This is a genomic window from Herbiconiux solani NBRC 106740, assembly GCF_001571005.1.
GTDB lineage: Bacteria > Actinomycetota > Actinomycetes > Actinomycetales > Microbacteriaceae > Herbiconiux > Herbiconiux solani.
The window spans coordinates 111938-136781 of the sequence record NZ_BCST01000006.1 but is presented as its reverse complement, the minus strand read 5'-3'; the positions used below and the strand labels follow the sequence as shown (position 1 = coordinate 136781).

The following is a 24844-nucleotide window of genomic DNA, read 5'->3' as shown; positions in this document are numbered from 1 at the left end:
GCGGCCAAGCCACCACTGTAGTACAGGGGTCCCGGCTACTTCGTGACGGTGTAGCAGCCCAGCAGGGTGTTGTCTCCGATGTACTGGTTGATCGCGTAGGCGCAGACCTGGTGGGTTCCGGGCGACGCCGGGAACTGCACGCCGTAGCCGTGGTTGGTGCCCCACGCGGCCGGGTAGACGCCGCCCAGGTCGGTGCGGCCTCCGTTGGCGGTGGTCGCCGCGGCGAAGGTGCCGTCGAGGTAGACGTGCACGTCGATCGACGCCCCGGTGTCCGGATCGGCCGCATAGCCGTAGACCCCGAGGTTGCCGCCGAACGGCCCGATGTACTCGACCTTGCCCTGCGGGTTCCCGCTGACCGTGGTGTCCATGCAGGCGAAGGCGTTGTTCGCGCCGTACCCGGTGTTCAGACCCCAGGCGCAGATCGTGTGGGTGCCCGGGAAGATCTGGGTCGTCACGCCGAAGCCGTGGTTGACGCCCCAGGCGGCCGGGATGCTCTTGTCCTTGAGGTCGGAGCGGCCCGCGTTCGCGGTGCCGCTCGCGCCGTACCGGCCGTCGACGTTGATCTGCACACCGATCGGGTCGGCCGTGTCCTTGTCGTAGCTCCAGCCGTAGACCGAGATCTGGCCGAAGCTCTGCACCATGTTCTCGATGGCACCGGTCGGCGAGCCGCCGATCTCGACGACGTTGCAGCTGAGCTCGCGGTTCTGGCCCGAGGCGACGTTGATGCCCCAGAGGCAGATCGTGTGCTTGCCGGCCGGCACGGTGAGCTTGGTCGAGAAGCCGTGGTTCGAGCCGTAGGCGTCGAGGATGCCGAGGCCGGTGCGCTTGCCGTCGGCCTTGACCGTCGTCAGGTAGTTGCCGTCGAGGTTGAACTGGATGTTGATCGGATCGACGGTGTCCGGGTCGAGTGCGTAACCGTAGGCCGTGATCGAACCGGGCGCTTCCTGGTTCAGCACCTCGACCTGGCCCATCGGCGCGCCGCCCTGGGTTACGTCGATGCACTGCAGCTCTTTGTTCTGGCCGCCGCCCGTGTTGATGCCCCAGAGGCAGATGCGGTGCGGGCCGGGAGAGGTCTTGACGATCAGGTTGAAGCCGTGCTTGTCGCCGAAGCCGGGGTAGCGGGCTGCGATGTCGGAGCGGGAACCGTTCGCCTGCACCTGGCCGCCGTAGCGGCCGTCGACGTTCACCTGCATGGTGATGGGCGACGCGGTGTCGGGGTCGAGTCCCCAGCCGAAGACGGCGAAGCCGCCGGGCTGCTGAACGATGGTGTCGATCGAGCCGGTGGGGTCGCCGCCGACCGTCACGGTCCAGCAGCCGAACTCGATGTTGCGGCCCGAGCCCACGTTGATGCCCCAGACGCAGATCCGCTGGACGCCGGCGGGGACCGCGACGTTGAGTGCGAAACCGTGCTTGTCGCCGAGCCCGTAGCGCTGGCCCACGTCGGTGCGCACGGCGTCGGCCGTGGCGGTGGTGAGGTAGTTGCCGTTGAGGTTGACCTGCACCTGGATCGGGTTGGAGGTGTCGGAGTCGAGCGCCCAGCCCCAGATGCCGACGCCGCCCGGCACCGCCTGCAGCACGTCGACGTTGCCGACCGGGGACTGCTCGACGGGAGAGCCGAACCAGTCCCAGAACATCCGCCAGAAGTTGCGGTTGCCGTAGGCCGAGCAGCCGTCGCCCGTGCCGTAGAGGTTCGCGAGCGCGGCCGCGTTCGGCTGGTACGGCGTGTAGTTGTAGAGGTTGGCCGTGGCCTGGTTCTTGATGTTGAGCGTCGTGCCGCCGCAGTCGGCGTTCGGGTGGTACTGCACGTAGGTGCTGCCCACACGGTAGCGCCACTCGCCGGGGTTCTTGGTGTACTCACGGAACTGCCAGGCAGAGCGGTAGACCTGGTTGAAGAAGCCGAAGTAGAGCGAGTTGCAGGCCGCCGTGTCCGGGCAGCCCCAGCCCATCGTGCGCTCGTAGCCGTAGGCGCTCGGGTTCGTCAGGAGCGACTGCTCCTTCTGCATCAGCACGAGCAGCACCTTCGGGCTGATGCCGCAGGCGACGGCCACCTTGGCGATGATGCGGGCGGCGCTCTCGGAGGCGGCGCCGGTGTACTGCGCGCAGTGCCCGGTGCCCTGGGCGCCCTTGGTGGGCGTGGTCTCGCGGTAGTCCTTGAGGCAGGGCACCCCGTCGCGGGGCGTGCAGTTCTGGCCCTGGATGAAGTTCTGGATGCCCTGCTCGTTCATCGACCCGCTGTCGAAGAACTGGGTGTCGCTGATGATGTTCGACGGGTCGAACGTGCCCCCGGGAGCGGCGACGGCCGGCGGGGCGGGAGCCGCGCTGACGCTGTAGACCAGGCCGCTCGCCGCGATCACCATGGCGATCGCGAGCGCGATGGTCCTGAACATCCGATGTGCAGCCATGTCGCTCCGTGTTCCCCAAATCCGATCGGTCGCCTTCAATATAGGGTTCAGACGCCATGCTGCCCTGTCGACAGGCGGGTGTCGAGACGTTTTCGATACCCTGTACGGATGCGCGCCCTGCTCGTCAACCACAGCAAGTCCGAAACCGTGCTGGGGGGCGCGGAACGATCCCTCCTCACGCTCGGCGACGCCTGGGTGACGGCGGAACCCGGTCTCGAGATCGAGGTGGTGACCGCATCCGGCACCGGACTCCTCGCCGACAGCATCCGCGAGCGCGGCTGGTCGGTGTTCGCCGTGGACTTCTGGCCGTGGGCTCTGCCCTCGCTCTACCGTGCCGGCGAAAACCGCGTGCGGAACGACACCCGCGACTCCCGGGCGGTCCTCGAGATCGCCGCGCGCATCCGCGAGACCCGGCCCGACGTGGTCGTGACGAACTCGATCGTGAACCCGTGGGGCGCGGTCGCGGCCGCTCTCACCGGCACCCCGCACGTCTGGTTCGCCCGCGAGTTCGGCGACCTCGACCACGGACTCTCGTTCAGCATCGGCGCCGAGCAGAGCTTCGAGGACGCCGGCTTCTTCTCCGACCTCGTGGTCGCGAACTCCGAGGCCGTGCGCGATCACGTCGCGCGGTTCCTGCCGGGGCGCGAGATCCTCGTGGCCTACCCCGAGGTCGCCCTCGACGCGCTCGGGCCGCCGGGAGCGCCGACGAGCGACCCCTCCTCCCCCCTCTCCCTCGTCATGGTCGGCGTCGTCGGCCCCGCGAAGCGCCAGCACCTCGCGATCCGGGCTCTGGCCGGTCTCCGCGACCGCGGTGTCGACGCGCGGCTCACCGTGGTCGGCCCGCACGACCATCCGGAGTACCTCCGCGAGCTCGAGACGTCCGCCCGCACACTCGGGGTGGCCGACCGGATCGTCTTCGAGGGCTACCACGAGGATCCGGCGCCGTTCGTCGCCGCGGCCGACGTCGCCCTCATGCTCTCCCGCAGCGAGGCCTTCGGCCGGGTCACGCTGGAGTACCTGGCGCAGGGCACCCCCGTCGTGGGCATCGGCGTCGGCGGCACCCGTGAGCTGATCGCCGACGGGCACTCGGGCTTCGTCGTCGACGAGCCGGCGGATGCCGACGGGTTCGACGGCCGGGTCGACGACCTGGTCGAGGCCATCGCCCGCTACGCCGCCGACCGCGACCTGCTCGCCGCGCACGCCGCGGCTGCGCCCGGGGACGCGGCCGCGATCGCGTCGCGCCATCCGCTCGCCCCGGTCATTGAGGCGATCGGCGAGGTCGCCCGAACTGCGCCGCGCACCCCGAAGCTGCCCCACCTCGCCGAGTACTGGCTGACCCTGCCGGAGGACGCCGAGCTCTGGCGCCGGGAGTGGACGGCCGAGCGCAACCCCAGCCTGGAGTCGACGCTCGCCCAGTTCGCGGCGAGCCGGCGGGCTCCGGCCGCGCCTGCGGTCGCTCCGGGGGCTGTCGATGCGGCTGCCGCACCCGCCCCTGTCGTCCCGCCGCTCACGATCGTGGTCCCCGTCTACGGCGACCTCGACTCGCTCGAGAACTGCCTGCGGAGCGTGCTCGACCACGGTGAGCTCGACCGCAACCACCTGCTCGTCGTCAACGACCTGGGGCCCGAGGCCGACCTGCTCGAGGAGCGGGTGCTCGCCCTGATCGCCGGCAACCCGCATGCCCGCTACGAGCGCAACCCGAGAAACCTCGGGTTCGGCGCCACCTGCAACCGGGCGGTCTTCGAGCTCGACGACTCCGGCCGGGACGTGCTGCTGCTCAACAGCGACGCGCGCCTCACCGCGGGCGCGGTCGGCGAGATGCAGGCCGTGCTCAACCTCGCCGAGAAGCACGGCGTGGTCTGCCCCCGCACGAACAACGGCACCACCGCCTCGTTCCCGTTCGTCTCCCGCCCGCACCGGGGGCCCGAGGACATTGAGCACTCGCTCCGCAAGTACGCGGCCCTCGTCGACGAGCTGCCCCGCTACACGGTCTCCCCCGTCGCGATCGGCTTCTGCTTCCTGGTCAAGCGCTCGGTCGTCGACGACTACGGCCTGTTCGACGAGGTCTTCAACCCCGGCTACAGCGAAGAGAACGACTACTGCCTCCGGATCAACCGGTTCGGCTACTCCGCGGTCTTCGCGAACCACGCCTACGTCATCCACGAGGGGTCGAAGAGCTTCGAGGAGAGCTCGATCGACACCCAGCGCCTGATCGACCGCAACGCCGCGATCGTGCGCGAGCGCTACCCGTACTTCGAGAAGGCGATCGCGGACTACCTGAAGTACGAGATGGATGCGATCGACTGGTTCGCCGACTTCCTCGACGGCGCCGACCCGCACAAGCGGGTGCTGATCGACCTGCACCAGCTGACGCTGCGCTACGACGGCACCTCGCGGAACGCCCTGTCGTTCCTCGCCCTGCTGGCCGAGCGCAACCGGAGCGGCGACCTCGACGTCGAGTTCGTGCTCTCCTCGTCGAAGGAGGCGGTCGCGTTCTTCGACCTCGGCCAGTACGGCTTCCGCACCCTGTGGAACGAGTCGGTCGAGGAGCTGTTCGACCTCGGCCTCGCCCTCGTGCCGATCACCGACGAGAACCAGATCATCAAGCTCAACCGGCTCTGCGCCCGCTGGGTGAACACGCACCTCGACGTCATCGGGGCGCGCATCCTCACCATCCTCGAGAACGACATCGCCCGCCGCGAGGTGCTCCGCGACGCGTTCCGCTTCGCCGACCGCACGGTCGTGATCAGCGAGGCGACGATCCATGACACGATCGCACTCTTCCCCGACCTGCCGGCGGATGCGCGCGCCCGGATGACGGTCGTGCACCAGGGGGCGCCGTCGGCACCCGTGCTGCGCGCCGGCCAGGGCGTCTCGGCCGTCTCCGAGCGCTACGCCCGGGCCGTCTCGACCCCGGGGTACGTTCTGGTGGTCGGCAACGTGTTCGCCCACAAGCAGCTCCCGGCGGCCACAGCCGCGCTCCGGGGCCAGGGCCGCACGGTCGTGGTCTTCGGCAGCGACGACCTCGACGACGGCGGGGACGTCGTGCCGGTGCCGGGCGGCAGCCTCTCCGACCGTCAGGTCGCGGAGCTCTACGAGGGCGCCGGACTCGTGGTCTTCCCCTCGTGCTACGAGGGATTCGGGCTGCCGGTGGCCGAGGCGGCCCGGCACGGCAAGCGCGTCGTGCTCTTCGACACCGAGGTCGCCCACGAGGTCGTCACCGGGCTGGGGCTCGAGGAGTCGGCCGACTTCTTCTCGCACTTCGACGAGCTGGCCTCCATCGTGGCGGGCGCCGCCTCGAAGGCGGCGGACGGTCAGGCGCCGGTACCCGGCACGGTGCGCACGCTCGACGCGTACAACGCCGACCTGCTCGACGTCGTGCTGGCCGAGCTCGAGCGCTCGGTCGACCTCGACCGGTTGCGGGCGAGGATGGCGCACTTCCGTGCGGTGTCGGTCTACCGCGCACGCACCGAGGAGTACCTGGCCGAGGCCGCGCACCACATCGACCGCACCAGCAAGCGCAAGGCGCTCGTCGTGATCGACAACGTCGCCGCGCGGGTGCGGGCGGCGAGGGGCACGCTCGGGGCGGCCGTGGGAGTCGTGAAGGGCTTGCCGGGGCGGCTGCGGCCGGGCCGGGACTGAGCCCGGGTCACGATCGGGTCGCTGGCCGGCCGTGCGCGTGGCGGACCGTTCGTCGCGTCGCGCGTCGCGCGGAGCCGCTCGGTCACGATCGGGTCGCGGCTCGGAGAGTCTGACCCGTGCGCGGGGGCTGCTCGCTTAGCATCCTTCCGTGCGCACGTTCTGGCTCTCCCTCAGTGCGGCCGCCTCGGTGGCCGCCGTCGTCCTGCTCAGCGGCTGCGTCGGCCCCGACACCGACCCCGTGGTGACGCCCGTGGGCTCCCCCACGGCGAGCGCGACGCGCACGGCGACCCCGACCCCGTCGGCCACCCCCACGCCCAGCGCGACCCCGACCGCGGAGCCGACCCCGGTGCCGCTGCCTCCGGCCGAGGGACAGGATCCCGCCCCCTCCGACGAGTGGACGACCGAGAACGTCTACCAGACCTGCGTCGATGCCCCGGATGCCGACCCCGCCAACCCGATCTCGGCTTACTCCCCGGTCGATCAGAGCCGGGTCGACCAGTCCGGGCCCGGGTACTGGCTCGTCGTGATCCCGGTGACCCGCGCATCCGGAGCCGGACAGCAGGTCTGCTTCATCGACGGCGACCCGGCGGCACCGAACGTGCAGGTCGCGTCCTCGCTCTGAGCGGCTGAGCGGCTGAGCGGCTGAGCGGGCTTACCGAGTCTTCCGGGTCAGCCGGCCTCGGCGTAGAGCCCGAACACCCGGCGGCGCTCGCGCGCGCTCGTCGCCCGTCGGCCGCGGAGGATCGCCGGGCCGAACCGCCGCAACGACCCCGCGTACAGGCGCCACCCCGCGCGGTCGAGGTACGGGTCGCCGCGGCGCGGGCCGAGGTCGAGCGCGGCACGGGCCGCCGAGCGCAGCACGACGGCCAGCGCGGCCCCGAGCGGTGCGTTCTTCAGCATCGTGAGGGTGCGGTTGCGCATGCTGTACGAGCGGATGAGCGGGGAGTCGTGATCGCTCGACCCCGCGTGTCGGTGCCGCACCGATGCTCCGGGTTCGTAGACGATCTCGTGGCCGGCGAGGCGCAGCCGCCAGGAGAGGTCGACGTCCTCGTAGTACATGAAGTAGCGGGTGTCGAAGCCGCCCAGCGCGGCGACCGCCGAGGCGCGCAGGAAGACCGCGCCGCCCGTGAAGGCGAACGGCGACGCGGCGGTGTCTGCCCCGGCGTGCGGCCGAGCGTCCGTCCCCGGCTGAGCCCCCGCATCCGGCTCCGCAGCCGCCACCGGCCGCAGCCAGTCGCGGTCGTAGCAGTTGCCCGAGCGCGTGAGCACGACGCCCGTGCTGTTCAGCAGCTCCTCGCCGTCATCCGCCGGCGCCCAGCGGGCCCCGTCGACGCCGCGGAGGGGCCCCGCGGGATCGGGAGCGAACCGCCCCTCGAGCACGACGCGCGCCGCGACCGCGGCGACCCGGGCCGGGCCGTCGACGAGCCGCGTCACACCCGCCTCGAGAAACCCGGGCAGCGCGACGGCGTCGTTGTTGAGCAGCACGAGCACCTCACCCGAGGCCGCCGCGATGCCGCTCGTGACCCCGCCCGCGAAGCCCTCGTTGGCGGTGTTGAGCACGACGACCGCCTCGGGGAAGCGGGCGCGGAGAGCCTCGGCCGACTCGGCCGTGCCCTCGTTCTCGACGATGACGGTCTCGACCGGGAAGGTCGTGCGCTGAGCGAGCACGGACTCCACGGCACGGGCGGTCAGCTCCGGCTGCCGCCAGTTGACGATGATCACGCTCGCTCGGGAACGGTCTGATGCGGCTGCCACGATCCCTCGATGCTACTTGGCTATAGTGAGGAAGGCCACGAGCCGCCCCACCCGTCACACGTTCGGAGCCTCACGCATGTTCTCTTCCACCGGTTCCGTCTCGGTCGTGATCATCAACTTCCGCGGTGCCGACGACACCATCGAGTGCGTCCGGCAGACCCTCGCCGTCGACTTCCCGGCCGACAAGCTCGAGATCATCGTGATCGAGAACGGCTCCGGCGACGACAGCCTCGCCCGCCTCACCGCCGCCTTCGGCGACGAGAAGCAGGTGCGCATCGTCACGAGCGCCGAGAACCTCGGGTTCACCGGCGGCTGCAACCTCGGCGCCAAGTCGGCCAAGGGCGAGTTCCTGGCCTTCCTCAACAACGACGCGAAGCCGGACAAGGGCTGGATCACGGCCGCCCTCGCGCAGTTCGATGTCTCCCCCGCGGTCGCCGCGGTCGGCAGCAAGGTGCTCGACTGGGACGGCATCGCCGTCGACTTCGTCGGCCCGGGCCTCACCTGGTTCGGGATGGGGTTCAAGCCGAACCTCGGCCGCGCCGACCGCCCCGAGTTCGACGTGCCCCGCGACATCCTCTTCGGCACCGGCTCGGCCCTCTTCGTGCGCCGCACCGTGTTCGCCGAGCTCGGTGGCTTCGACGAGCGCCTGTTCATGTTCTACGACGACGTCGACCTCGGCTGGCGGCTGAACCTCCGCGGCTACCGGGTGCGCTTCGCGCCGGACTCGGTGGTGCGGCACAAGCACCACGGCTCGATGAAGTCGTTCGGCGACTACCGCGAGGAGTATCTGCTCGAGCGCAACTCGCTCATGGTGCTCTACAAGAACATCGGTGAAGAGAACCTCGGCCGCTTCCTGGCCGGCGCCCTGGCGCTCTCCTCGCGGCGCGCGATCGCCAACGGCAAGGTCGACTCGGAGGCCTTCGACATCCGCAACGCCGGCGGGCCGGACGAGCTCGCCGAGGAGGCGAAGACCCCGAAGGGCGTGCTCTCCAGCGTCTTCGGCGTCGACCAGTTCGTCGCCGAGCTGCCGGCGCTGCAGACCGCGCGGGCCGAGATCCAGTCCACGCGCACGCGCACCGACACCGAGATGTTCCGGCTGTTCGACGGCTTCTTCTCGCCGCTGAACTTCGACCAGGGCTTCCTCGACGGCTACGAGGCCGTCGTCGCCGGTCTCGGCATCCAGCAGGCCACCCAGCGCACCCGCATCCTCGTCATCACCGGCGACGCCCTGGGCGCGAAGATGGCGGGCCCGGGGCTTCGGGCGTGGAAGATCAGCGAGGCCCTCTCGGCCGAGCACGAGGTGCGCCTGGTCACCTGGAACCGCGCGGCCCGCGAGTCCGACGCCTTCGAGGTGCACCACGTCGACCTGCAGAACGAGCGGCAGATGCGGGTGCACGAGGAGTGGGCCGACGTCATCTTCTTCCAGGGCTATGCGCTCTACCACTTCACGACCCTGCAGGCCTCGAAGAAGGTCATGGTCGTCGACATCTACGACCCGATGCACCTCGAGCAGCTCGAGCAGGGCCGCGAGCACGGGGCGGCGCGCTGGAACCACCAGGTCGCCTCGGCCACCGAGGTGCTCAACCAGCAGCTCGCGCGGGGCGACTTCTTCCTCTGCGCCTCCGATCGCCAGCGGCTGTTCTGGCTCGGCCAGCTCGCCGCGCTCGGCCGGGTGAACCCCGACAACTACGCCGCCGACGACAAGCTCGACGGCCTGATCACGCTCGCGCCCTTCGGCATGGACTCGCAGCCGCCGGTGAAGACGCGGAAGGCTCTCCGCGGCGTCGTGCCGGGCATCGGCGAGAACGACAAGATCGTGATCTGGGGCGGCGGCATCTACAACTGGTTCGACACGCTCACCCTGGTGCGCGCCGTCGGCAAGGTGGCCGAGACGCACGACGACATCCGCCTGTTCTTCCTCGGCGTCACGCATCCGAATCCGGATGTGCCCGAGATGGCGGTCGTGCAGCAGACCCGGCAGCTCGCGGCCGAGCTCGGACTCACCGACAAGAACGTCTTCTTCAACCAGACCTGGGTCGACCTCGACGACCGGCAGAACTACCTGCTCGAGGCCGACGCCGGTGTCTCGACGCACTACGACCACATCGAGACGACCTTCTCGTTCCGCACGCGCATCCTCGACTACCTCTGGGCGAAGCTGCCGATCGTGACGACGGACGGCGACTCGTTCGGCGACCTGGTGGCCGCGGAGGGCCTCGGCGTCGCCGTGCCCGAGCGCGATGTGCAGGCGCTGGCCGATGCCCTCGAGAAGGTGCTCTACGACCCCGAGGCGGCCGCCGAGGCGCGCGCCAACGTCTCCCGCGTGCGCGAGGACTTCACGTGGGAGCGCGTGCTCGAGCCGCTGCTGGAGTTCTGCCGCCACCCCGAGCCGGCGCCGGACCGCGCGCTCGAGCTCGTCGGCGGCGGTACGGCGGCCGGTTCGGCGACGGGCCGCTCGCGCGGGCGCCTCGGCCGAGTGGCGGAACACCCGACGTTCTCGGGGCCGATGACGAAGGAAGAGAAGTTCCACCGCATCGCGTCGCGCCGGCACGGCTTCCGCCGCGACCTGGCGCTCGCCCGGTTCTACGTCTTCGACGGGGGCGTGCCGATGCTCCGCGACAAGATCACCTCGCGCCTGGCCTCCACCCGCGCGTCGAAGTAGAGGCAGGCGGGGCGGTCAGGCGGCCTGGCCGCCGTGGCCGCCCTCGCGCTCCCCGGCCTCGCCGAGGGAGTCGAGGTAGGCCTGGATGGTCGGGTCGGCCTCGCCGGATGCGACCAGCTGACCCTTGTTCAGCCACGCCGCGTGGTCGCACATCTCGCGCACCATCTCCATGGAGTGGCTGACCAGGATGACCGTGCGGCCCTTGTCCCGGAACTCCGAGAACTTGCGGCGGCACTTGTCCTGGAACTCGGCGTCACCGACCGCCAGCACCTCGTCGACGACGAGGATCTGCGGGTCGACGTGGATCGCGATCGAGAAGCCCAGGCGCACGTACATGCCCGAGGAGTAGTTCTTCACCGGCTGGTCGATGAACTCGCTGACGCCGGAGAACTCGACGATCTCGTCGTACTTGGAGAGGATCTCCTTGCGCGACATCCCGAGGATCGAGCCGTTCAGGAAGATGTTCTCCCGGCCGGAGAGCTCCGGGTGGAAGCCCGAGCCGACCTCGAGCAGCGCCGCGACCTTGCCGTAGGGCGTGATGCTGCCCTTCTCGGGGTAGTAGATCTTGGCGAGGCACTTCAGCAGGGTCGACTTGCCCGATCCGTTGCTGCCGATCAGGCCGAAGGTCGAGCCCTCGGGAACGTCGAAGGAGACGTCGCGAAGGGCCCAGAAGTCCTCGTGCACCGAGCGGCGACCGCGCATGACGGTGGCCTTCAGGGTCTGATTACGCTCTTTGTAGAGGCGGAAGCGCTTGCTGATGTCGTCGACACGCACCGCGAGTTTCTGATCGGTCACAGGAGTTCAGCCAGTCCTTTCTCACTGCGCCGGAAGACCAGCACGCCGACGACCAGCGAGACGAGCGCCCAGATCACGATGGTGAGGTAGTCGTTCGGGTCGGGCCAGCGGTTGTCGTACAGCATCTGGCGGAACACGGAGACGAAACGCTCCATGGGGTTGATCTGGTACACGTCCAGAAGGGTGATGTTGCTGCCGAACAGCCCGCCGATCTCGTCCGACTGGGTCGCGACGAGCTTGATCGGGTAGACGATCGGGGTGAGGTACATCCAGATCTGCAGCAGGATGCTCACGAAGTACTGCGTGTCACGGAAGTGCACGTTGGCCACCGAGAGCATGAGAGCCACACCCGTCGCGAAGATCGCGAGGATGACCATGGTCAAGAGCATCAGCGGAATCCACGGCAGCACGAACGCGCCGGCGATGCTCAGCGCGATGACCAGCACCGCCATCTCGAACAGCCAGTTGAAGCCGATCGACCCGACGTAGGACAGCGGCAGCACGATCCGCGAGAAGTAGACCTTCTGCACCAGACCGGCGTTGATGAGCAGCGAGCCCATGCCGGAGTTGATCACGTTGGAGAAGAAGGTCCACGGCAGCAGGCCGCAGAGCAGCCACAGGGCGAAGACGTTCAGGCCGCTGGGGTCACCGGCGTCGGGCTGGATGCGGAAGATGAACGAGAACACGAAGGTGTAGACGACCATCGCCGCGAGCGGGTTCGCGAGCGACCAGAGCTGACCGAAGATGGTGCGCTTGTACTGGCCGCGGACTTCGCGAAGGGTCAGGTTCGCCAGGAGTTCCCTCGAAGCGAAGACTTCTTTCAGATATCCCATTCGTCCTCAGTCGCCTACGGTGCACGCACGGGCGCGTGGCCGCAGACCAATCTAGCCTAAAGTCTCCGCACGAAGCCTGAGGGCGCGGTCGGCGCGGTCGGCGCGGGTCTCGCGTTCCCGGGCGGCCGCCGGCAGGTAGAGCAGCGCGCCGATCACGCTGAAGGCCCCCGCGGCGACGAAGGCGACGCCGGTGCCGGCGGTCTGGGCGAGCGGGGTGAGGATGAGGAGCCCGAGGCTGTAGCTGCCGCCCGCGATCATCGAGTTGATCGAGAGCACGACCGAGCGGTTCGCGGCGCTGGCCTCGCGGTGCAGCAGCGTGCTGTGCAGCGGCCCCGCCGCGCCATGGCTGAGGTACGCCAGGCCGTAGCCCGCCAGCAGCCCGACGGGGCCGAGCGCGAACCCCATCAGCACGACGAAACCGCCGTTCAGGATGCGCGCGACGATCGCTGCCCGGGCGACTCCGATGCGGCGGCCCAGGGTCGCGCCGAGCAGGGAGCCGAGGGCGAACAGCCCCCAGGCCGCGGCGGAGGCCGGGCCGAACAGGGCCGCAGCCGCATCCTCGCCGCCGAGGAAGCCCGCGAGGCCCACCGGGGTGAGGGTCTCGAAAGCGATCATCGCGAGGCTCCAGAACACCTCGACGAGCACGAGGCACCGCAGCACCCGCGACCGCCCGAGCAGCCGCACCCCCTCGGCCACGGGCGCGAACGCCCGGGGCCCGTGGCGCGTGGCGCGGGTGCTCGTGGGCGCATCCACCCCCACCCCGTCCGCCGAGAAGTCACTTTTACGTCCAAAACGCGGATTTTGGACGTGAAAGTGACTTCTCGGCGAGGTGGGGGCGGGGGTGGGCGAGGTGGGGGTGCGCGGGCGGCGGCCCGGCTCGCGCACGAGGAGGGCCACGAGGGTGGCGTGCAGGGCGTAGAGCACGGTCGCCACCACGAACGGGAGGGCGAGCGCCGACCAGCCGGCGATCGGATGCCACGCCACGAGTCCTCCGCCGGCCAGCGCGCCCGCGGCGATCGCGAGTCCGAGCATCCCGGAGGCCCGGCCCAGACCCCGCTCGATCGGGGCGCCGGCGTCGGCGGCCTGCGCGCTGTCGACGTACCAGGCTTCGAGCGGCCCTGAGTCGAGCGCGCGGAACACGCCCTGCAGGAGCATCGCGGCCGCGAACATCCAGAAGCCCGTCGCCACCACCATCAGCAGTGCCGACGCGACGGCCAGCACGCCCGAGGCGACCAGCGGGGGGCGCCGGCCCAGTGCATCCGCGAGCCCGCCGGTCGGCAGCTCGAGCCCGAGCACGACGAAGCCCTGCACGGCGAGGAGGGCGCCGACCTGGGCGAGCGAGAGGCCGCGCTCGAGGGGCAGCAGCACGGTCAGCCCGAAGACCACGCCCACCGGCAGCCACCGTGTGGCGGTCAGCAGTATGAACCGCCGCTCGGCATGCCCGGCGCTCAGCGCGTGCGTCACTGTGCCGACTCTTCCGGCTCGGGCGCGGGCGGGGTGGGGTCGATGGGGGCGGCGTGGGTGGTGACGTGGATGCGCCGGGCCGCCGGGTCCCCCGCCCCGATCGTGCGGTACCGGTCGAACAGCTCCTCGAGTTCGTCCCGGAAGCCCTGCAGCTGCCCAGGGGTCACGGTCACGAAGGTGTCCGACAGCCCGAGCCGGTCGACCCACTCCGCCGGCCAATTCGCCAAGGCGTCCTGCCAGCGCTCGGCCCGAGCGGCGAACTGACGGATGTAGTCGCGCTGCAGCCAGCCGAGCGCGGTCTGCGCATCCTCGTCGCCGGCGAAGTCCGAGTCGGTCCAGGTGTGGAAGTCGCTCGACGCCCGCCAGAGCCGGCGCTTCCCGAGGCCCTCCCCCGTGTCGGTGACGAGCCCGACCCCCTCGAGCGCCCGGAGGTGGTAGCTCGTCGCCCCGGTGTTGGAGTCGAGCGCAGCGGCGAGCTCGGTCGCGGTCGCAGGCCCGTCGACCCGAAGGCGCCCGAGGATGCGCGAGCGCAGCGGATGCGCGAGCACCCGCACGGCGCGCTCGTCGAGTCGGATCCCGGTGTACGTCTCGTCGCCCATGCTCCGATAATGCCATGCACGCTTTCTATGCACAACTCTTCTGCACGCGTCTCCCACAGTGCATCCCACTACCAGAAGAGGATGTTCCCGGCACCGGGTCGCACTGTCGGAGGATCTGGGTACCGTTGTCGGCGGAGACCGCGACGGAAGGTGCACGATGGCGACTCTCGATCGAACTGCAGTACGGGAGGCCGCCCGAGCGCTCGGCTACGAGTCCCTGCGACCGGGCCAGGAGGAGGCGGTGACCGCCGTACTGGCAGGCCACGATCTGCTGGCGGTGATGCCCACCGGGCACGGCAAGTCCGCGATCTACCAGATGGCCGCCCTCGCGCTCGGTGGCCTCACGGTCGTCGTGACACCGCTGATCGCCCTGCAGTGGGATCAGGTGCAGCACCTCGTCGACTCGGGCGCCGACCTCACCGCGGTCGCGATCAACTCCTCGCGCACCGAGCACGAGAACGCCGCGTCCTGGGAGTCGCTCGCGAAGGCGGCGACCGCGGTCGTCTTCCTCGCCCCCGAGCAGCTGGTGAAGCCCGAGGTGCGCGAGCGGCTGACCGCCCGCGGCGTCACGCAGTTCGTGGTCGACGAGGCGCACTGCGTCTCGGCCTGGGGCCACGACTTCCGGCCTGACTACCTGCGCCTGGGCGAGATCATCGACGACCTGGGTCATCCGGTCACCGTCGCGATGACCGCGACCGGCTCGGCACCGGTGCGGGAGGACATCGTGGCCAAGCTCCGGCTCCGCGACGCCGAGATCCAGGTCAGCGGCTTCGAGCGCCCGAACCTGCACCTCGAGGTCGTGCGACACCAGCACGAGTCCGAGAAGCGGCAGGCGGTGCTCGACCGCGTGGCCGGGCTCGAGGCCCCCGGGCTGGTCTACGTGGCTACCCGCCGCGACGCCGAAGAGCTGGCCGAAGAGCTCTCCGAAGCGGGTGCCCACCGCGTTAGGGCGTTCCACGGCACGATGCCGGCGAAGCAGAAGAAGGCGGTCTACGACGAGTTCCACGCCGGCGAGGTCGACGTGGTGGTCGCGACCTCGGCCTTCGGCATGGGCATCGACAAGGCCGACATCCGTTTCGTCGTGCACGAGTCGATCCCCGAGTCGGTGGATGCGTACTACCAGGAGATCGGCCGCGCCGGCCGCGACGGCGAACCGGCCCGCGCCGTGCTGTTCTACCGGCAGGAAGACCTGGGCCTCCGCAGCTTCTTCGCGACCTCGTCGCCGCATCCGGCCAAGCTCGCGGCGATCGGCGAGCAGCTGAAGAAGGCGGAGGCGCCGCTCGAGATCGCCGAGCTCGCCGAGGGCACCGGGGTCTCGGCCCGATCGGCCACCCAGCAGCTGAACCTCTTGATCGAGGCCGGAGCGGTGAAGGAGGTCGACGGTTCGTTCGCACTCACACCCGAGGGCCGCGACCGCCGGGTCTTCGAGCTCGTCTCGCTCGCCCAGGAGGCACAGGAGCAGCGCGACAGGATCGAGCACAGCCGGATCGACATGATGAGGCTGTTCGCCGAGACGAACGAGTGCCGGCGCCGGTTCATCCTGGGGTACTTCGGCGCGCAGAGCGACCACAACTGCGGGCTCTGCGACACCTGCGAGTCCGGGGCCGCGGATGAGTACTCTGCCGCGCTGGCCGGCGGGACCTCGGGCGCGTCCGAGGGAGACGCGGATGCGGATGCGGATGCTGCGGGCACCGGCGCCACCGGGGCCGAGGAGTTCGCGGTCGACGAGAAGGTCGAGCACGAACAGTTCGGCCCCGGCACCGTCGTCAGTGTCGAGGACGACCGGATCACGGTCTTCTTCGAGAAGGAGGGCTACACCGTGCTGTCGAAGGAGCTGATCGCCGAGAAGCACCTGCTCACGGCACAGTGAGCCGGGCGGCGCACCGCGCATCGCGCACATCAACGCGCAGCCGGGCGGCGACTCAGTGGAAGAGCACTCCCCCGTTGACGTCGATCGACGCCCCCGTCACGTAGGAGGCCTTCGCCGACGAGAGGAACTCGACGGCGTCGATGATCGTGCTCGCGGGCCCGGCGATGCCGAGCGGGATCTTGGCCCACTCGATCGCCTTCATCTCGTCGAAGGTGATCCCGCGTGAGGCCGCCTCGTCCTCCAGCGCCTTGCGGTGCATCTGGGTGTCGATGTTGCCCGGGCAGACCACGTTGGCGCGGATGCCCTTCTCGGCGAGCTCGCCGGCGATCGTCTGGGTGAGGTTGATGACCCCCGCCTTCGAGGCGCAGTAGGCCGAGAAGAGCGCGTGACCCGAGCGGCCGTACCAGGATCCGATCGTCACGATCGAGGCGCCCGCGTGACTCGGCATGGCCGGGATGAACGCGCGGGCCATCAGGAAGACGCCGCGCAGGTTGATGTTCTGCGTGCGGTCCCACTCCTCGATCGGCAGTTCGGTGATCGGGCCCGCCTTCTGCACGACGCCGGCGATCAGCACGAGCACGTCGACCCGGTCCGACCAGGCGTCCACCGCCTCACGCGCCGCGTCGACCGACTCGGGAGAGGCGACGTCGCAGACCACCTCGAGCAGATCGGCATCCGGGAACTCGGCATGCAGCGCCTCGGCCACCGACGCGAGCACACCGCCGTCGACGTCGAGCAGCGCGACCCGGTCGCCGAGGCCGGCGTACCGATGGGCGGCCTCGCGGCCCATGCCTCCGCTCGCACCCGTGATCACTACGGTCCGGCCGGTTGTGGACGTCTCCATCGACACTCCTCGTTGCTCGTTCGAGGCTCTCCGCTGAGCCTGCGTTCACCTCAGCTTTACAGAATTGTTCAGCCCAGACAACCATTTGGGCCTCTTGCAAAGGATTGCACCGCCTGTTACGGTCACCGTGTCCAGCTGAATTCAACGCAGATCGATGGAGACCTGACGACATGAGTGCTGAAGACCCCACCCGACCCACCGCCCCGCCCCCGCTCCTCACCCCGGGCCAGATGGCCGTCGACTACGAGCAGCGCGTGGACTTCGACCGCCTGCGGCAGTACCGCCTCGCCCGTGCCACCGCGGCCCTCGAAGCGAGCGAGTGCGGAGCGTTCCTGCTGTTCGACTTCTACAACATCCGCTACAGCACCCAGTCCTGGGTGGGCGGAGCGCTCGGCGACAAGATGATCCGGTACGCGCTGCTGACCCGCGGCGCCGAGCCGCACCTCTGGGACTTCGGTTCGGCCGTCCGTCACCACAAGCTCTACTCGCCCTGGCTCAAGACCGACCACAACCACGCCGGGTTCCTCGGCTTCCGCGGCGCCGTGAGCCCGACGGCCGGGCTGATGGTGGATGCGGTCACCGAGATCCGCGGGCTGCTCACCGACCTCGGGCTCGAGAAGCAGCCGGTGGGCATCGACATCGTCGAACCGCCCTTCCTGTTCGAGATGGAACGGCAGGGCCTGCGGGTGGTCGACGCCCAGCAGCACATGCTCGACGCCCGCGAGATCAAGAGCGTCGACGAGATCATGCTGCTCAACCAGGCCGCGGCGATGGTCGACGGCGTGTACACCGACATCGTCGAGGCGCTGAAACCGGGCGTCCGCGAGAACGAGATCGTCGCGCTGGCGGCGAAGAAGCTGTACGAGTACGGCTCCGACCAGGTCGAGGCGGTCAACGCGATCTCCGGCGAGCGCTGCAACCCGCATCCGCACAACTTCACCGACCGCATCATCCGGCCCGGCGACCAGGCGTTCTTCGACATCATCCACTCGTTCAACGGCTACCGCACCTGCTACTACCGCACCTTCAGCGTCGGGCGTGCGACCGGGCCGCAGAAGGCGGCCTACAGCCGGGCCCGCGAGTGGATGGACACGGCGATCGCCGCCGTGAAACCCGGTGTCGGGTCGGACGAGATCGCGAGCCTGTTCCCCACGGCCGAGTCGCTCGGCTTCGACGACGAGCTCTCGGCGTTCGGGCTGCAGTTCTGCCACGGACTGGGTCTCGGGCTCCACGAGCGGCCGATCATCTCGCGCCTGAACAGCTACCGGGAGCCGGTGGAGCTGAAGGCGGGCATGGTGTTCGCGGTCGAGACCTACTGCCCGGCGACCGACGGGTACTCCGCGGCCCGGATCGAGGAGGAGGTCGTGGTCACCGACGAGGGCCCGGTCATCCTGACCAAGTACCCGGCCGAGGACCTCGTCGTCGCCAACCCGTTCTGATGGCGCAGCCCGGCCCGCCCACCCTGAAGCACGTCGCCGAACTGGCCGGCGTGCACATCGCGACGGCCTCGCGTGCCCTTAGCGACGACCGCGCCCATCTCGTCGGCGACGCGACCAGGCAGCGCGTGCGGGAAGCCGCCGACTCGCTCGATTACCGCGGCAACGCGCTCGCGCGGAGCCTCCGCACGGGGGCGACGGGCACGATCGGCTTCGTCGTGGCCGACCTGGAGAACCCGTTCGTGGTCGCGGTGCTCCGCGGGATCGAGGAGGAGTGCCGGCCGCTCGGCTGCATGCCGGTCGTCGCCGAGACCCACGACGACCCGCAGCGGCTGCGCTCGGTGGTGAGCCGGCTGCTGCTCAACCGGGTCGACGCGATCATCATGAGCGCCGCCCGGCTGGCCGACGAGGAGTTCATCCTCGAGCTGGAGAGCCGGCTCCCGGTCGTGCTCGCGGTGCGGGGTCTCGCGGCCGCGCCCGCCGGGGCTTCCGCGGCTCCGGGTGTTGCACGACACCGTGAGGTGCTGCCGGACGACGTGCGAGGGGCACGGATGGCGACCGAGCACCTGCTGGGGCTCGGTCACCGCCGTCTCGCCGAGCTGCCCGGTACTCCGGAGATCTCGTCGTTCGCCGAGCGGTCGGCGGGGTTCCGGGCGGCCCTCGCGGCGCATCCGGGCACCACCGATCTCACCCGGGCCGATCACGCAGCGCTCAGCACCGTGGCCGAGGGTCGTCGTCTCGCCGCCGTGTTGCTCGCGGCCCCCGCCGGCCGCCGTCCCACGGCCCTGCTCGCGCACAACGATCAGATGGCGGTCGGCGCGCTGGATGCGGTGCACGAGGCCGGCCTCCGCTGCCCCGAGGACGTCTCGATCGTCGGCTTCAACGACGTCCCCCTGATCGACCACCTCGACCCGCCCCTCACCACCATCCGCCTCCCCGGCCTAGACGTAGGCCGCCGAAGCGCCCGCCTCACCTTCCAGGCCCTCGCCGGCGAGGCCCCGCCCCGCACCCGCACAGTCCTGGCCCCCCACCTAGTAGTCCGAGCCTCCACCAGCCGTCCCTTACAGAGGACCTGAGCACGGGAGTGCAGGCCAACAGGCCGTACTCGACAACCCAAGGTGAGGCCTTGGCCGCGCCAGCGACCGAGGCCGAACATGTCGCGCTGCGCCGGGCAGGGACCGGCGCAGCCCGGGATACGCGCGCGAAGCACGCGCATCCCGGCAACTAGCACAGCAGGACGTCTTGCCGCCCACACCTGCCGGCACGCGAAAGACCGTCTAAGCCGCCTTCACCTGCCGGCACGAAGAAGACCGTCTACGCCGCCTCCACCTACCGGCACGCAAGAGACCGTCTAAGCCGCCTTCACCTGCCGGCACAATCACTGCGCGGTGTACCCCCCATCGATCACGAGCTCACTCCCCGTCGTGAACCGCGACTCGTCCGACGCCAGGAACAGCATCGCGTACGCCACGTCGTCCGGCTCCCCGAGGATCCCGAGCGGGTGCACCTCCTGCATCTGCTCGATGTAGCCCGGCGTCTGCCGCGCCTTCTCGTAGTTCATCGGCGTCATGATGGTGCCGGGCAGGATGGCGTTCACCCGGATGCCCTCGGAGGCGTAGGTGATCGCATCCACCTTGGTCATCGTCCGCACGGCCGCCTTGGTCGCGTGGTAGACCGGCACGTCGGCGTTGCCGATCAGCGCGTACATCGACGACATGTTGACGATGCTCTTCTGCCCGGGCGTCTGCCGCAGGTACGGGATGGCGTGCTTGGTGCAGAGGAACGGCCCGCCGGCGTTCACCCGGTAGACCTTCTCCCAGTCGGCGAAGTCGACCTGGTCGGTGGGCTCGACCGGCCCCGCGATCCCGGCGTTGTTGATCAGGATGTTCAGGGCGCCGAAGCGTTCGAACACCTGCGCGAACACGTCGCGGACGCTCTCCTCGTCGGTCACGTCGAGCACCCACGACTCGGCGGTGCCGCCGGCCTCGCGGATCTCGCCCGCCACTCGCGCCCCGCCCTCGGTCATGTCGACCAGGGCCACGGCGGCGCCCTCGCGGGCGAACATCTTCGCGATGGCCTCGCCCATGCCGCTGCCGGCACCGGTGACGATCGCGGTCTTGCCTTCGAGCCTCATACGAAGATGACCCCGCCGTTGACGTCGACCGTGGCGCCGGTCATGTACGAGGCGTTGTCCGAGGAGAGGAAGTAGATCGCGTCGGCGATCGACTTGGGCGGGCCGGCGACCTTGAGCGGGATTTTCGCCCACTCGATGTCGCGCATCTCCTCGAAGCTGATGCCGCGCTCGACGGCCTCGCTCGCGAGAGCCGCCTGGTGCATCCCGGTGTTGATGTTGCCGGGGGCGACCGCGTTGACCCGGATGCCGGATTCGGCGAGCTCCCCCGCGAGGCACTGCACGAAGCTGATGACCCCCGCCTTGGAGGTGCAGTAAGAGGAGTAGAAGGCGTGCCCGCTCCGGCCCCAGTAGGAGGCGACCGCGATCACCGAGGCGCCCGAATCCTTCGGCAGCAGCGGGACGAGCTCGCGGCTGGCGAGGAAGACGCCGCGGAGGTTGGTGTTGTGCACGCGGTCCCACTCCTCCGTGGTGAGCTCGAGCACCGAGGCGCCGACGGCCTGCACCGTGCCGCCGACCAGGGCGATCACGTCGAGCGATCCCGACCAGTCCTCGATCGCCTTGCGCGCCTCTCGGAGCGACTCCTCCGACGACTGGTCGACGGCGAGCGAAAGCATCTTCGCGTCGGGGTAGCGCTCGGCGATCTCGTCGGCGACCTTCTGCACGGCCTCGAGACTCAGGTCGGCGAGCACGACGGCGTCGCCCTCCGACACGAAGCGCTCGACGGCCACGCGGCCGATTCCTCCGGCGGCGCCCGTGATGAAGACGGTGCGGCCGGTCGTGGTCTCTGCCATGTTCTCTCTCTTTTCTCCGCTCGCGCGGTCAGGGTTTCTCCGCTCACGCGGTCAGGTGCATCCGCTCGCGCGGTCAGGTGCCCGATGGGCGCGGCGGGAGGCCGGCCATCGCGTAGGCGGCGTCGACGGCCCGGAGGTCGACGAGCGCCGAAGCGGTGTTGGTGGGGTACGGGGTGCCGTTCCGCACCGCGTCCTCGAAGGCCCGCATCTGGTAGATGAAGCTGCTCGTGCGGCCGAGCTCCTCGACGCGGCTGTCGCCGCCGGTGAAGACGAGGATGCGGTCGTCGGTGTGCACGTAGCTCAGGTTCGCCTGGTGCACGGTGCCGCGCGATCCGGTGACCGTGATCACGAAGTGCTGCGGGCCGATCAGGTTCATCTCGGCCACCGCCGGCGCCCCGTTCGGCAGCTCGTAGGTGAGCTCGGACCAGGAGTCGATCTCGGGGTGCGTGCCGTCCAGATGCCCCATCGTCGCCGAGGTGAGCGTCGGCAGACCGCCGAGATCGGCCGCGAGGGTGTGGATGACGTCGATGCAGTAGATCCCGAGATCCATCATCGCCCCGCCGGCCAGCGGCCACGACCAGCGGATGTCCGAGAGGTCCGGTACCGGCACGGTCATGACCGCGCGCACGTGCTGCACCTCGCCGATCTCGCCCGAGCGCACGATCTCCTGGAGCCGCTTGAAGACGGGGTGGTAGCGGTAGTGCAGCCCGTCGAAGACGACGAGTTCCGGATGCGCCTCGGCAGCCGCGTGCATCCGCTCGCCCTCCTCGGCGTTGCTCGCGAACGGCTTCTCGCCCAGCACGTGCTTGCCGGCCTCGATCGCCGCCAGGTTCCAGACGGTGTGCAGGCTGTTCGGCAGCGGGTTGTAGATCGCCTCGACCTCCGGATCCGCGATCAGCGCCGCGTAGTCGTCGGCCACCCGCTCGATACCGTGCTCCCGGGCGTAGGCCTCGGCGCGATCCCGGTCGCGGGCGGCGACCGCCACGATCCGGGCACCGATGTCCTCCGCCGGCGGGAACAGCGTCATGTCGTTGATCCGGGCGGCGCCGAGCACGCCGATCCGCAGGGGTTCCTTCGTCATCATCGACTCCCTCGAGGTTCTGGTGACTCAGACCATCGCGGCGACGAGTTCGACCTCGGACGGCGGGTTCGCCGGATCGATGTCGGTCGTCGTCCTGACCTGGCCGTCCTTCATGACCACGATCCGATCGGCCAACGCCAGGATCTCGGGCAGGTCGTCGCTGATCAGCACCACCGAGACCCCGGTCTCGGTCAGGCTCTCGATCAGCCGGTAGATCTCGGCCTTCGCACCGACGTCGACCCCGTTGGTCGGGTTGTCGAGCACGAGCAGCCGCGAGCCGAGCGTGGTCCACCGGGCGAGCAGCACCTTCTGCTGGTTGCCGCCGCTCAGGCTGCTGACCAGCGTGTCCGGCCCCGGGGTCCGGATGCCGAGCTCGGTGATCGCCTTCTTCGTGTTGGCGGTCTCCTTGCGGTTGTTGATCACCGGCGAGCCGATCGCCGCGCCGATCTCGGGCAGCGAGAGGTTGTGCGCGACCGACATGCCGAGCACGAGTCCGTCTTTATGACGTTCGGTCGGCACGTAGCCGAGACGGGCGCGGATGCCGGCGCGCGAACCGTCGCGCTCCGGCGCCTTCCCGTCGATCTCGATCCGGCCCTCGACGCCCTTGCCCAGCTCGAACACGGCGCGACCGAACTCGGACTTGCCCGAGCCGACGACCCCGGCGATGCCGAGCACCTCTCCGGGCATCACCCGGAGCGACACGTCGGCGAAGCCCTCGCCGGTCAGTCCCTCGACCTCGAGGCGCGGGGTCTGGGTGTAGTCGACGTGGTGGCTGCGGTTGTAGGCCTCGGCCTTGCGGCCGACCATCAGCTCGTGGATGCGCGTCTCGGAGAGGGCGTGCGGGTCGTCCTGCACGCTCACGACCTCGCCGTCCTTCAGCACGATCATGCGGTCGCAGAGCTCGATGATCTCCTCGAGGCGGTGCGAGACGAAGACCTGGGCCGCGTTGGGCTGGATCTTCCGCACGAAGCCGAAGAAGAACTCGATCTGCTCGCGGGAGAGCGCGCTGGTCGGCTCGTCGTACAGGATGACGGGGTGCTCGATGCCGAGGAGCCGGGCCTGCGCGAGCGACCGCACGATCTCGACCACCTGGCGCTCGGCGAACTTCAGCGTGCTGAGCTCGGTGTCGGTGCGGAGCTCGATCCCGAGCTCGTCGAAGATGTCCTGCGTCAGTCGGCGCATCCGCTTCGAGTCGAGCACGCCGAAGCGCGTGAACTTCGACTCCTGGGCCAGGAAGACGTTGGCCGCGACCGAGAGGTTCGGCACGAGCGCCTGGTGCTGGAAGATGCGGAAGACGCCCCGCTGCGTGGCCTCCTGGTAGGTGCGGAAGTTCACCTCCTGGCCGCCGAGCAGCAGCTCGCCCGAGTCGGGCTCGGTGGTGCCGCTGATCATGTTGAGCAGCGTCGACTTGCCGGCTCCGTTCTCGCCGACGAGGCCCAGCACTTCGCCGACCCGCGACTGGATCGACACGGACTTCACGGCCCGGACGGGTCCGAAGCTCTTCGTGAGGCTGCGCGCCTCGAACAGAGGCTGGGTGGTTCCCACTGCGGTGTCGGTCATCGGTGCTCCCTACTTGATGACGCTGAGCTTGGAGCGGTCGAGCGTGAGCGCGACGGCCAGCACGACGACCGTGCCCTGGACGATCTGCTGCAGGTACGGCTGCACGCCGAGCGTGTTGAGGCCCACCGTGAGCGTGGTGATCACGAGCACACCGAGGATCGTGCGGTGCACGCCGCCGACGCCACCGGTGAGGGCGGTACCGCCCATCACGACCGCGGCGATCGAGTCGAGGGTGAGCCGGTCGCCCATGCCGGGTGTCGCCGCTCCCACCCGCGAGGCGAGCAGGATGCCGGCGGCCGCGGCGAGGGCGCCGGAGAGGACCATCACCCAGAGCTTCATGCGCTTGATCGGGATGCCGGCCAGGCCGCTGACGGCTTCCGCGCCACCGATGGCGAAGGTGTACCGGCCGAAGCGGGTCTTCTGGCCGACGAAGGAGAAGATGCCCCAGAGGATGAGGGCCCAGATCGCGATCAGCGGGATCTCGCCGAACAGCTTGCCCTGCGAGATGCCGGTGAAGCCCTGCTCGAAGATCTGCACGGGCCGGCCGTTGACGAACCAGAGGCCGACACCGCCGACCGCGAGACTCACGCCCAGGGTCGTCAGGAAGCTCGGCACCTTCACGAAGGCGAACAGGATGCCGTTCACCAGACCGACCAGGATGCCGACCCCGAGTCCCGCGAGGATCGCGAGCAGCCAGTTGCCGCTGCCGGCGATCGTCGCCGCGACCAGGGCCGAGAGTGTCACGGTCGCGCCCACCGACAGGTCGATGCTTCCCATCAGGACGACGAAGGTCATCCCGATCGCGACCACCAGCAGCACGGAGGACTCACGCAGGATGCCGATCAGCGTGCTGAATTGGAAGAAGCTCGGCGCGAGCAGGGAGAACACGACGATGAGGATGATGATCGCCGCGATCGGGAGGAGGATTCCGCCACCCCACTTGAGCGGCCTGGCCAGTTGATTCACGAAGGGACTC

18 protein-coding genes are annotated in these 24844 nt (G+C 69.8%); 6 read left to right on the top strand and 12 right to left on the bottom strand.

The window, feature by feature from the left end; all coding sequences use genetic code 11:
- Nucleotides 1-35: 35 nt before the first annotated feature.
- Nucleotides 36-2387, bottom strand: a complete 2352-nt coding sequence (locus HSO01S_RS12255; protein ID WP_066041784.1) for a hypothetical protein — start codon at nt 2385-2387, stop codon at nt 36-38.
- A 123-nt stretch (nt 2388-2510) separates the two neighbouring features.
- Between HSO01S_RS12255 and HSO01S_RS12250 the strand changes: the two genes are divergently transcribed.
- Both HSO01S_RS12250 and HSO01S_RS19215 read left to right on the top strand, forming a co-directional pair.
- Nucleotides 2511-6044, top strand: a complete 3534-nt coding sequence (locus tag HSO01S_RS12250) for a glycosyltransferase (protein WP_066041782.1) — start codon at nt 2511-2513, stop codon at nt 6042-6044.
- Nucleotides 6045-6192: 148 nt separating this feature from the next.
- A complete protein-coding gene (locus tag HSO01S_RS19215) occupies nt 6193-6666 on the top strand; it encodes a hypothetical protein (protein ID WP_066041780.1) in 474 nt (157 codons plus the stop codon).
- A gap of 47 nt (nt 6667-6713) precedes the next feature.
- Here HSO01S_RS19215 and HSO01S_RS12240 read toward each other — a convergent pair whose 3' ends face one another.
- A complete protein-coding gene (locus HSO01S_RS12240) occupies nt 6714-7799 on the bottom strand; it encodes a glycosyltransferase family 2 protein (RefSeq protein ID WP_169799982.1) in 1086 nt (361 codons plus the stop codon).
- A gap of 76 nt (nt 7800-7875) precedes the next feature.
- Here HSO01S_RS12240 and HSO01S_RS12235 point away from each other — a divergent pair, with 76 nt between their 5' ends.
- On the top strand, nt 7876-10461 hold the full coding sequence (locus tag HSO01S_RS12235) for a glycosyltransferase (RefSeq protein WP_066041775.1): 2586 nt from the start codon (nt 7876-7878) through the stop codon (nt 10459-10461).
- Nucleotides 10462-10476: 15 nt separating this feature from the next.
- Here HSO01S_RS12235 and HSO01S_RS12230 read toward each other — a convergent pair whose 3' ends face one another.
- From HSO01S_RS12230 to HSO01S_RS12215, 4 genes are read right to left on the bottom strand one after another with little or no spacing between them, the layout of a single operon-like run.
- Nucleotides 10477-11256: an ABC transporter ATP-binding protein gene (locus HSO01S_RS12230; protein ID WP_218003806.1), complete on the bottom strand. Its 780-nt coding sequence runs from the start codon at nt 11254-11256 to the stop codon at nt 10477-10479.
- Complete coding sequence (locus tag HSO01S_RS12225; protein WP_066041773.1) at nt 11253-12089, bottom strand: ABC transporter permease; 837 nt, start codon at nt 12087-12089, stop codon at nt 11253-11255. The genes HSO01S_RS12230 and HSO01S_RS12225 overlap by 4 nt, the downstream gene beginning before the upstream one ends.
- Before the next feature lie 51 nt (nt 12090-12140).
- Entirely contained in the window at nt 12141-13553 is a 1413-nt protein-coding gene (locus tag HSO01S_RS12220; RefSeq protein ID WP_066041772.1) for an MFS transporter, read from the bottom strand.
- A complete protein-coding gene (locus tag HSO01S_RS12215; protein WP_066041770.1) occupies nt 13550-14152 on the bottom strand; it encodes a winged helix-turn-helix domain-containing protein in 603 nt (200 codons plus the stop codon). Before HSO01S_RS12215 ends, HSO01S_RS12220 begins: the two co-directional genes overlap by 4 nt.
- A 157-nt stretch (nt 14153-14309) precedes the next feature.
- Between HSO01S_RS12215 and HSO01S_RS12210 the strand changes: the two genes are divergently transcribed.
- Nucleotides 14310-16022: a RecQ family ATP-dependent DNA helicase gene (locus HSO01S_RS12210; protein ID WP_066041767.1), complete on the top strand. Its 1713-nt coding sequence runs from the start codon at nt 14310-14312 to the stop codon at nt 16020-16022.
- A 52-nt stretch (nt 16023-16074) separates the two neighbouring features.
- On the opposite strand, the gene HSO01S_RS12205 is transcribed toward HSO01S_RS12210, so the two are convergent.
- The gene (locus HSO01S_RS12205) at nt 16075-16866 is read right to left on the bottom strand and encodes an SDR family NAD(P)-dependent oxidoreductase (protein ID WP_084361621.1); all 792 of its coding nucleotides are present in this window, start codon (nt 16864-16866) and stop codon (nt 16075-16077) included.
- Nucleotides 16867-17036: 170 nt separating this feature from the next.
- Here HSO01S_RS12205 and HSO01S_RS12200 point away from each other — a divergent pair, with 170 nt between their 5' ends.
- Nucleotides 17037-18305 carry a M24 family metallopeptidase gene (locus HSO01S_RS12200; RefSeq protein ID WP_066041761.1) on the top strand — a complete coding sequence of 423 codons (1269 nt, stop codon included), beginning with the start codon at nt 17037-17039 and terminating at the stop codon, nt 18303-18305.
- Complete coding sequence (locus tag HSO01S_RS12195; RefSeq protein WP_066041757.1) at nt 18305-19378, top strand: LacI family DNA-binding transcriptional regulator; 1074 nt, start codon at nt 18305-18307, stop codon at nt 19376-19378. Before HSO01S_RS12200 ends, HSO01S_RS12195 begins: the two co-directional genes overlap by 1 nt.
- A 302-nt stretch (nt 19379-19680) precedes the next feature.
- Here HSO01S_RS12195 and HSO01S_RS12190 read toward each other — a convergent pair whose 3' ends face one another.
- The 5 genes from HSO01S_RS12190 to HSO01S_RS12170 all read right to left on the bottom strand — a co-directional run bounded on the left by HSO01S_RS12190 (nt 19681) and on the right by HSO01S_RS12170 (nt 24834).
- Nucleotides 19681-20436, bottom strand: coding sequence for an SDR family NAD(P)-dependent oxidoreductase (locus HSO01S_RS12190; RefSeq protein WP_066041756.1), 756 nt, complete (start codon nt 20434-20436; stop codon nt 19681-19683).
- Nucleotides 20433-21227 (bottom strand): SDR family NAD(P)-dependent oxidoreductase, encoded by a 795-nt coding sequence (locus HSO01S_RS12185; protein WP_066041755.1) that lies wholly within the window; start codon nt 21225-21227, stop codon nt 20433-20435. Before HSO01S_RS12185 ends, HSO01S_RS12190 begins: the two co-directional genes overlap by 4 nt.
- A gap of 73 nt (nt 21228-21300) precedes the next feature.
- Complete coding sequence (locus HSO01S_RS12180) at nt 21301-22308, bottom strand: Gfo/Idh/MocA family protein (RefSeq protein WP_084361667.1); 1008 nt, start codon at nt 22306-22308, stop codon at nt 21301-21303.
- A 27-nt stretch (nt 22309-22335) separates the two neighbouring features.
- The gene (locus HSO01S_RS12175) at nt 22336-23868 is read right to left on the bottom strand and encodes a sugar ABC transporter ATP-binding protein (RefSeq protein WP_066041751.1); all 1533 of its coding nucleotides are present in this window, start codon (nt 23866-23868) and stop codon (nt 22336-22338) included.
- Nucleotides 23869-23877: 9 nt separating this feature from the next.
- Nucleotides 23878-24834: an ABC transporter permease gene (locus HSO01S_RS12170; protein ID WP_066041750.1), complete on the bottom strand. Its 957-nt coding sequence runs from the start codon at nt 24832-24834 to the stop codon at nt 23878-23880.
- Between the last annotated feature and the right edge of the window lie 10 nt (nt 24835-24844).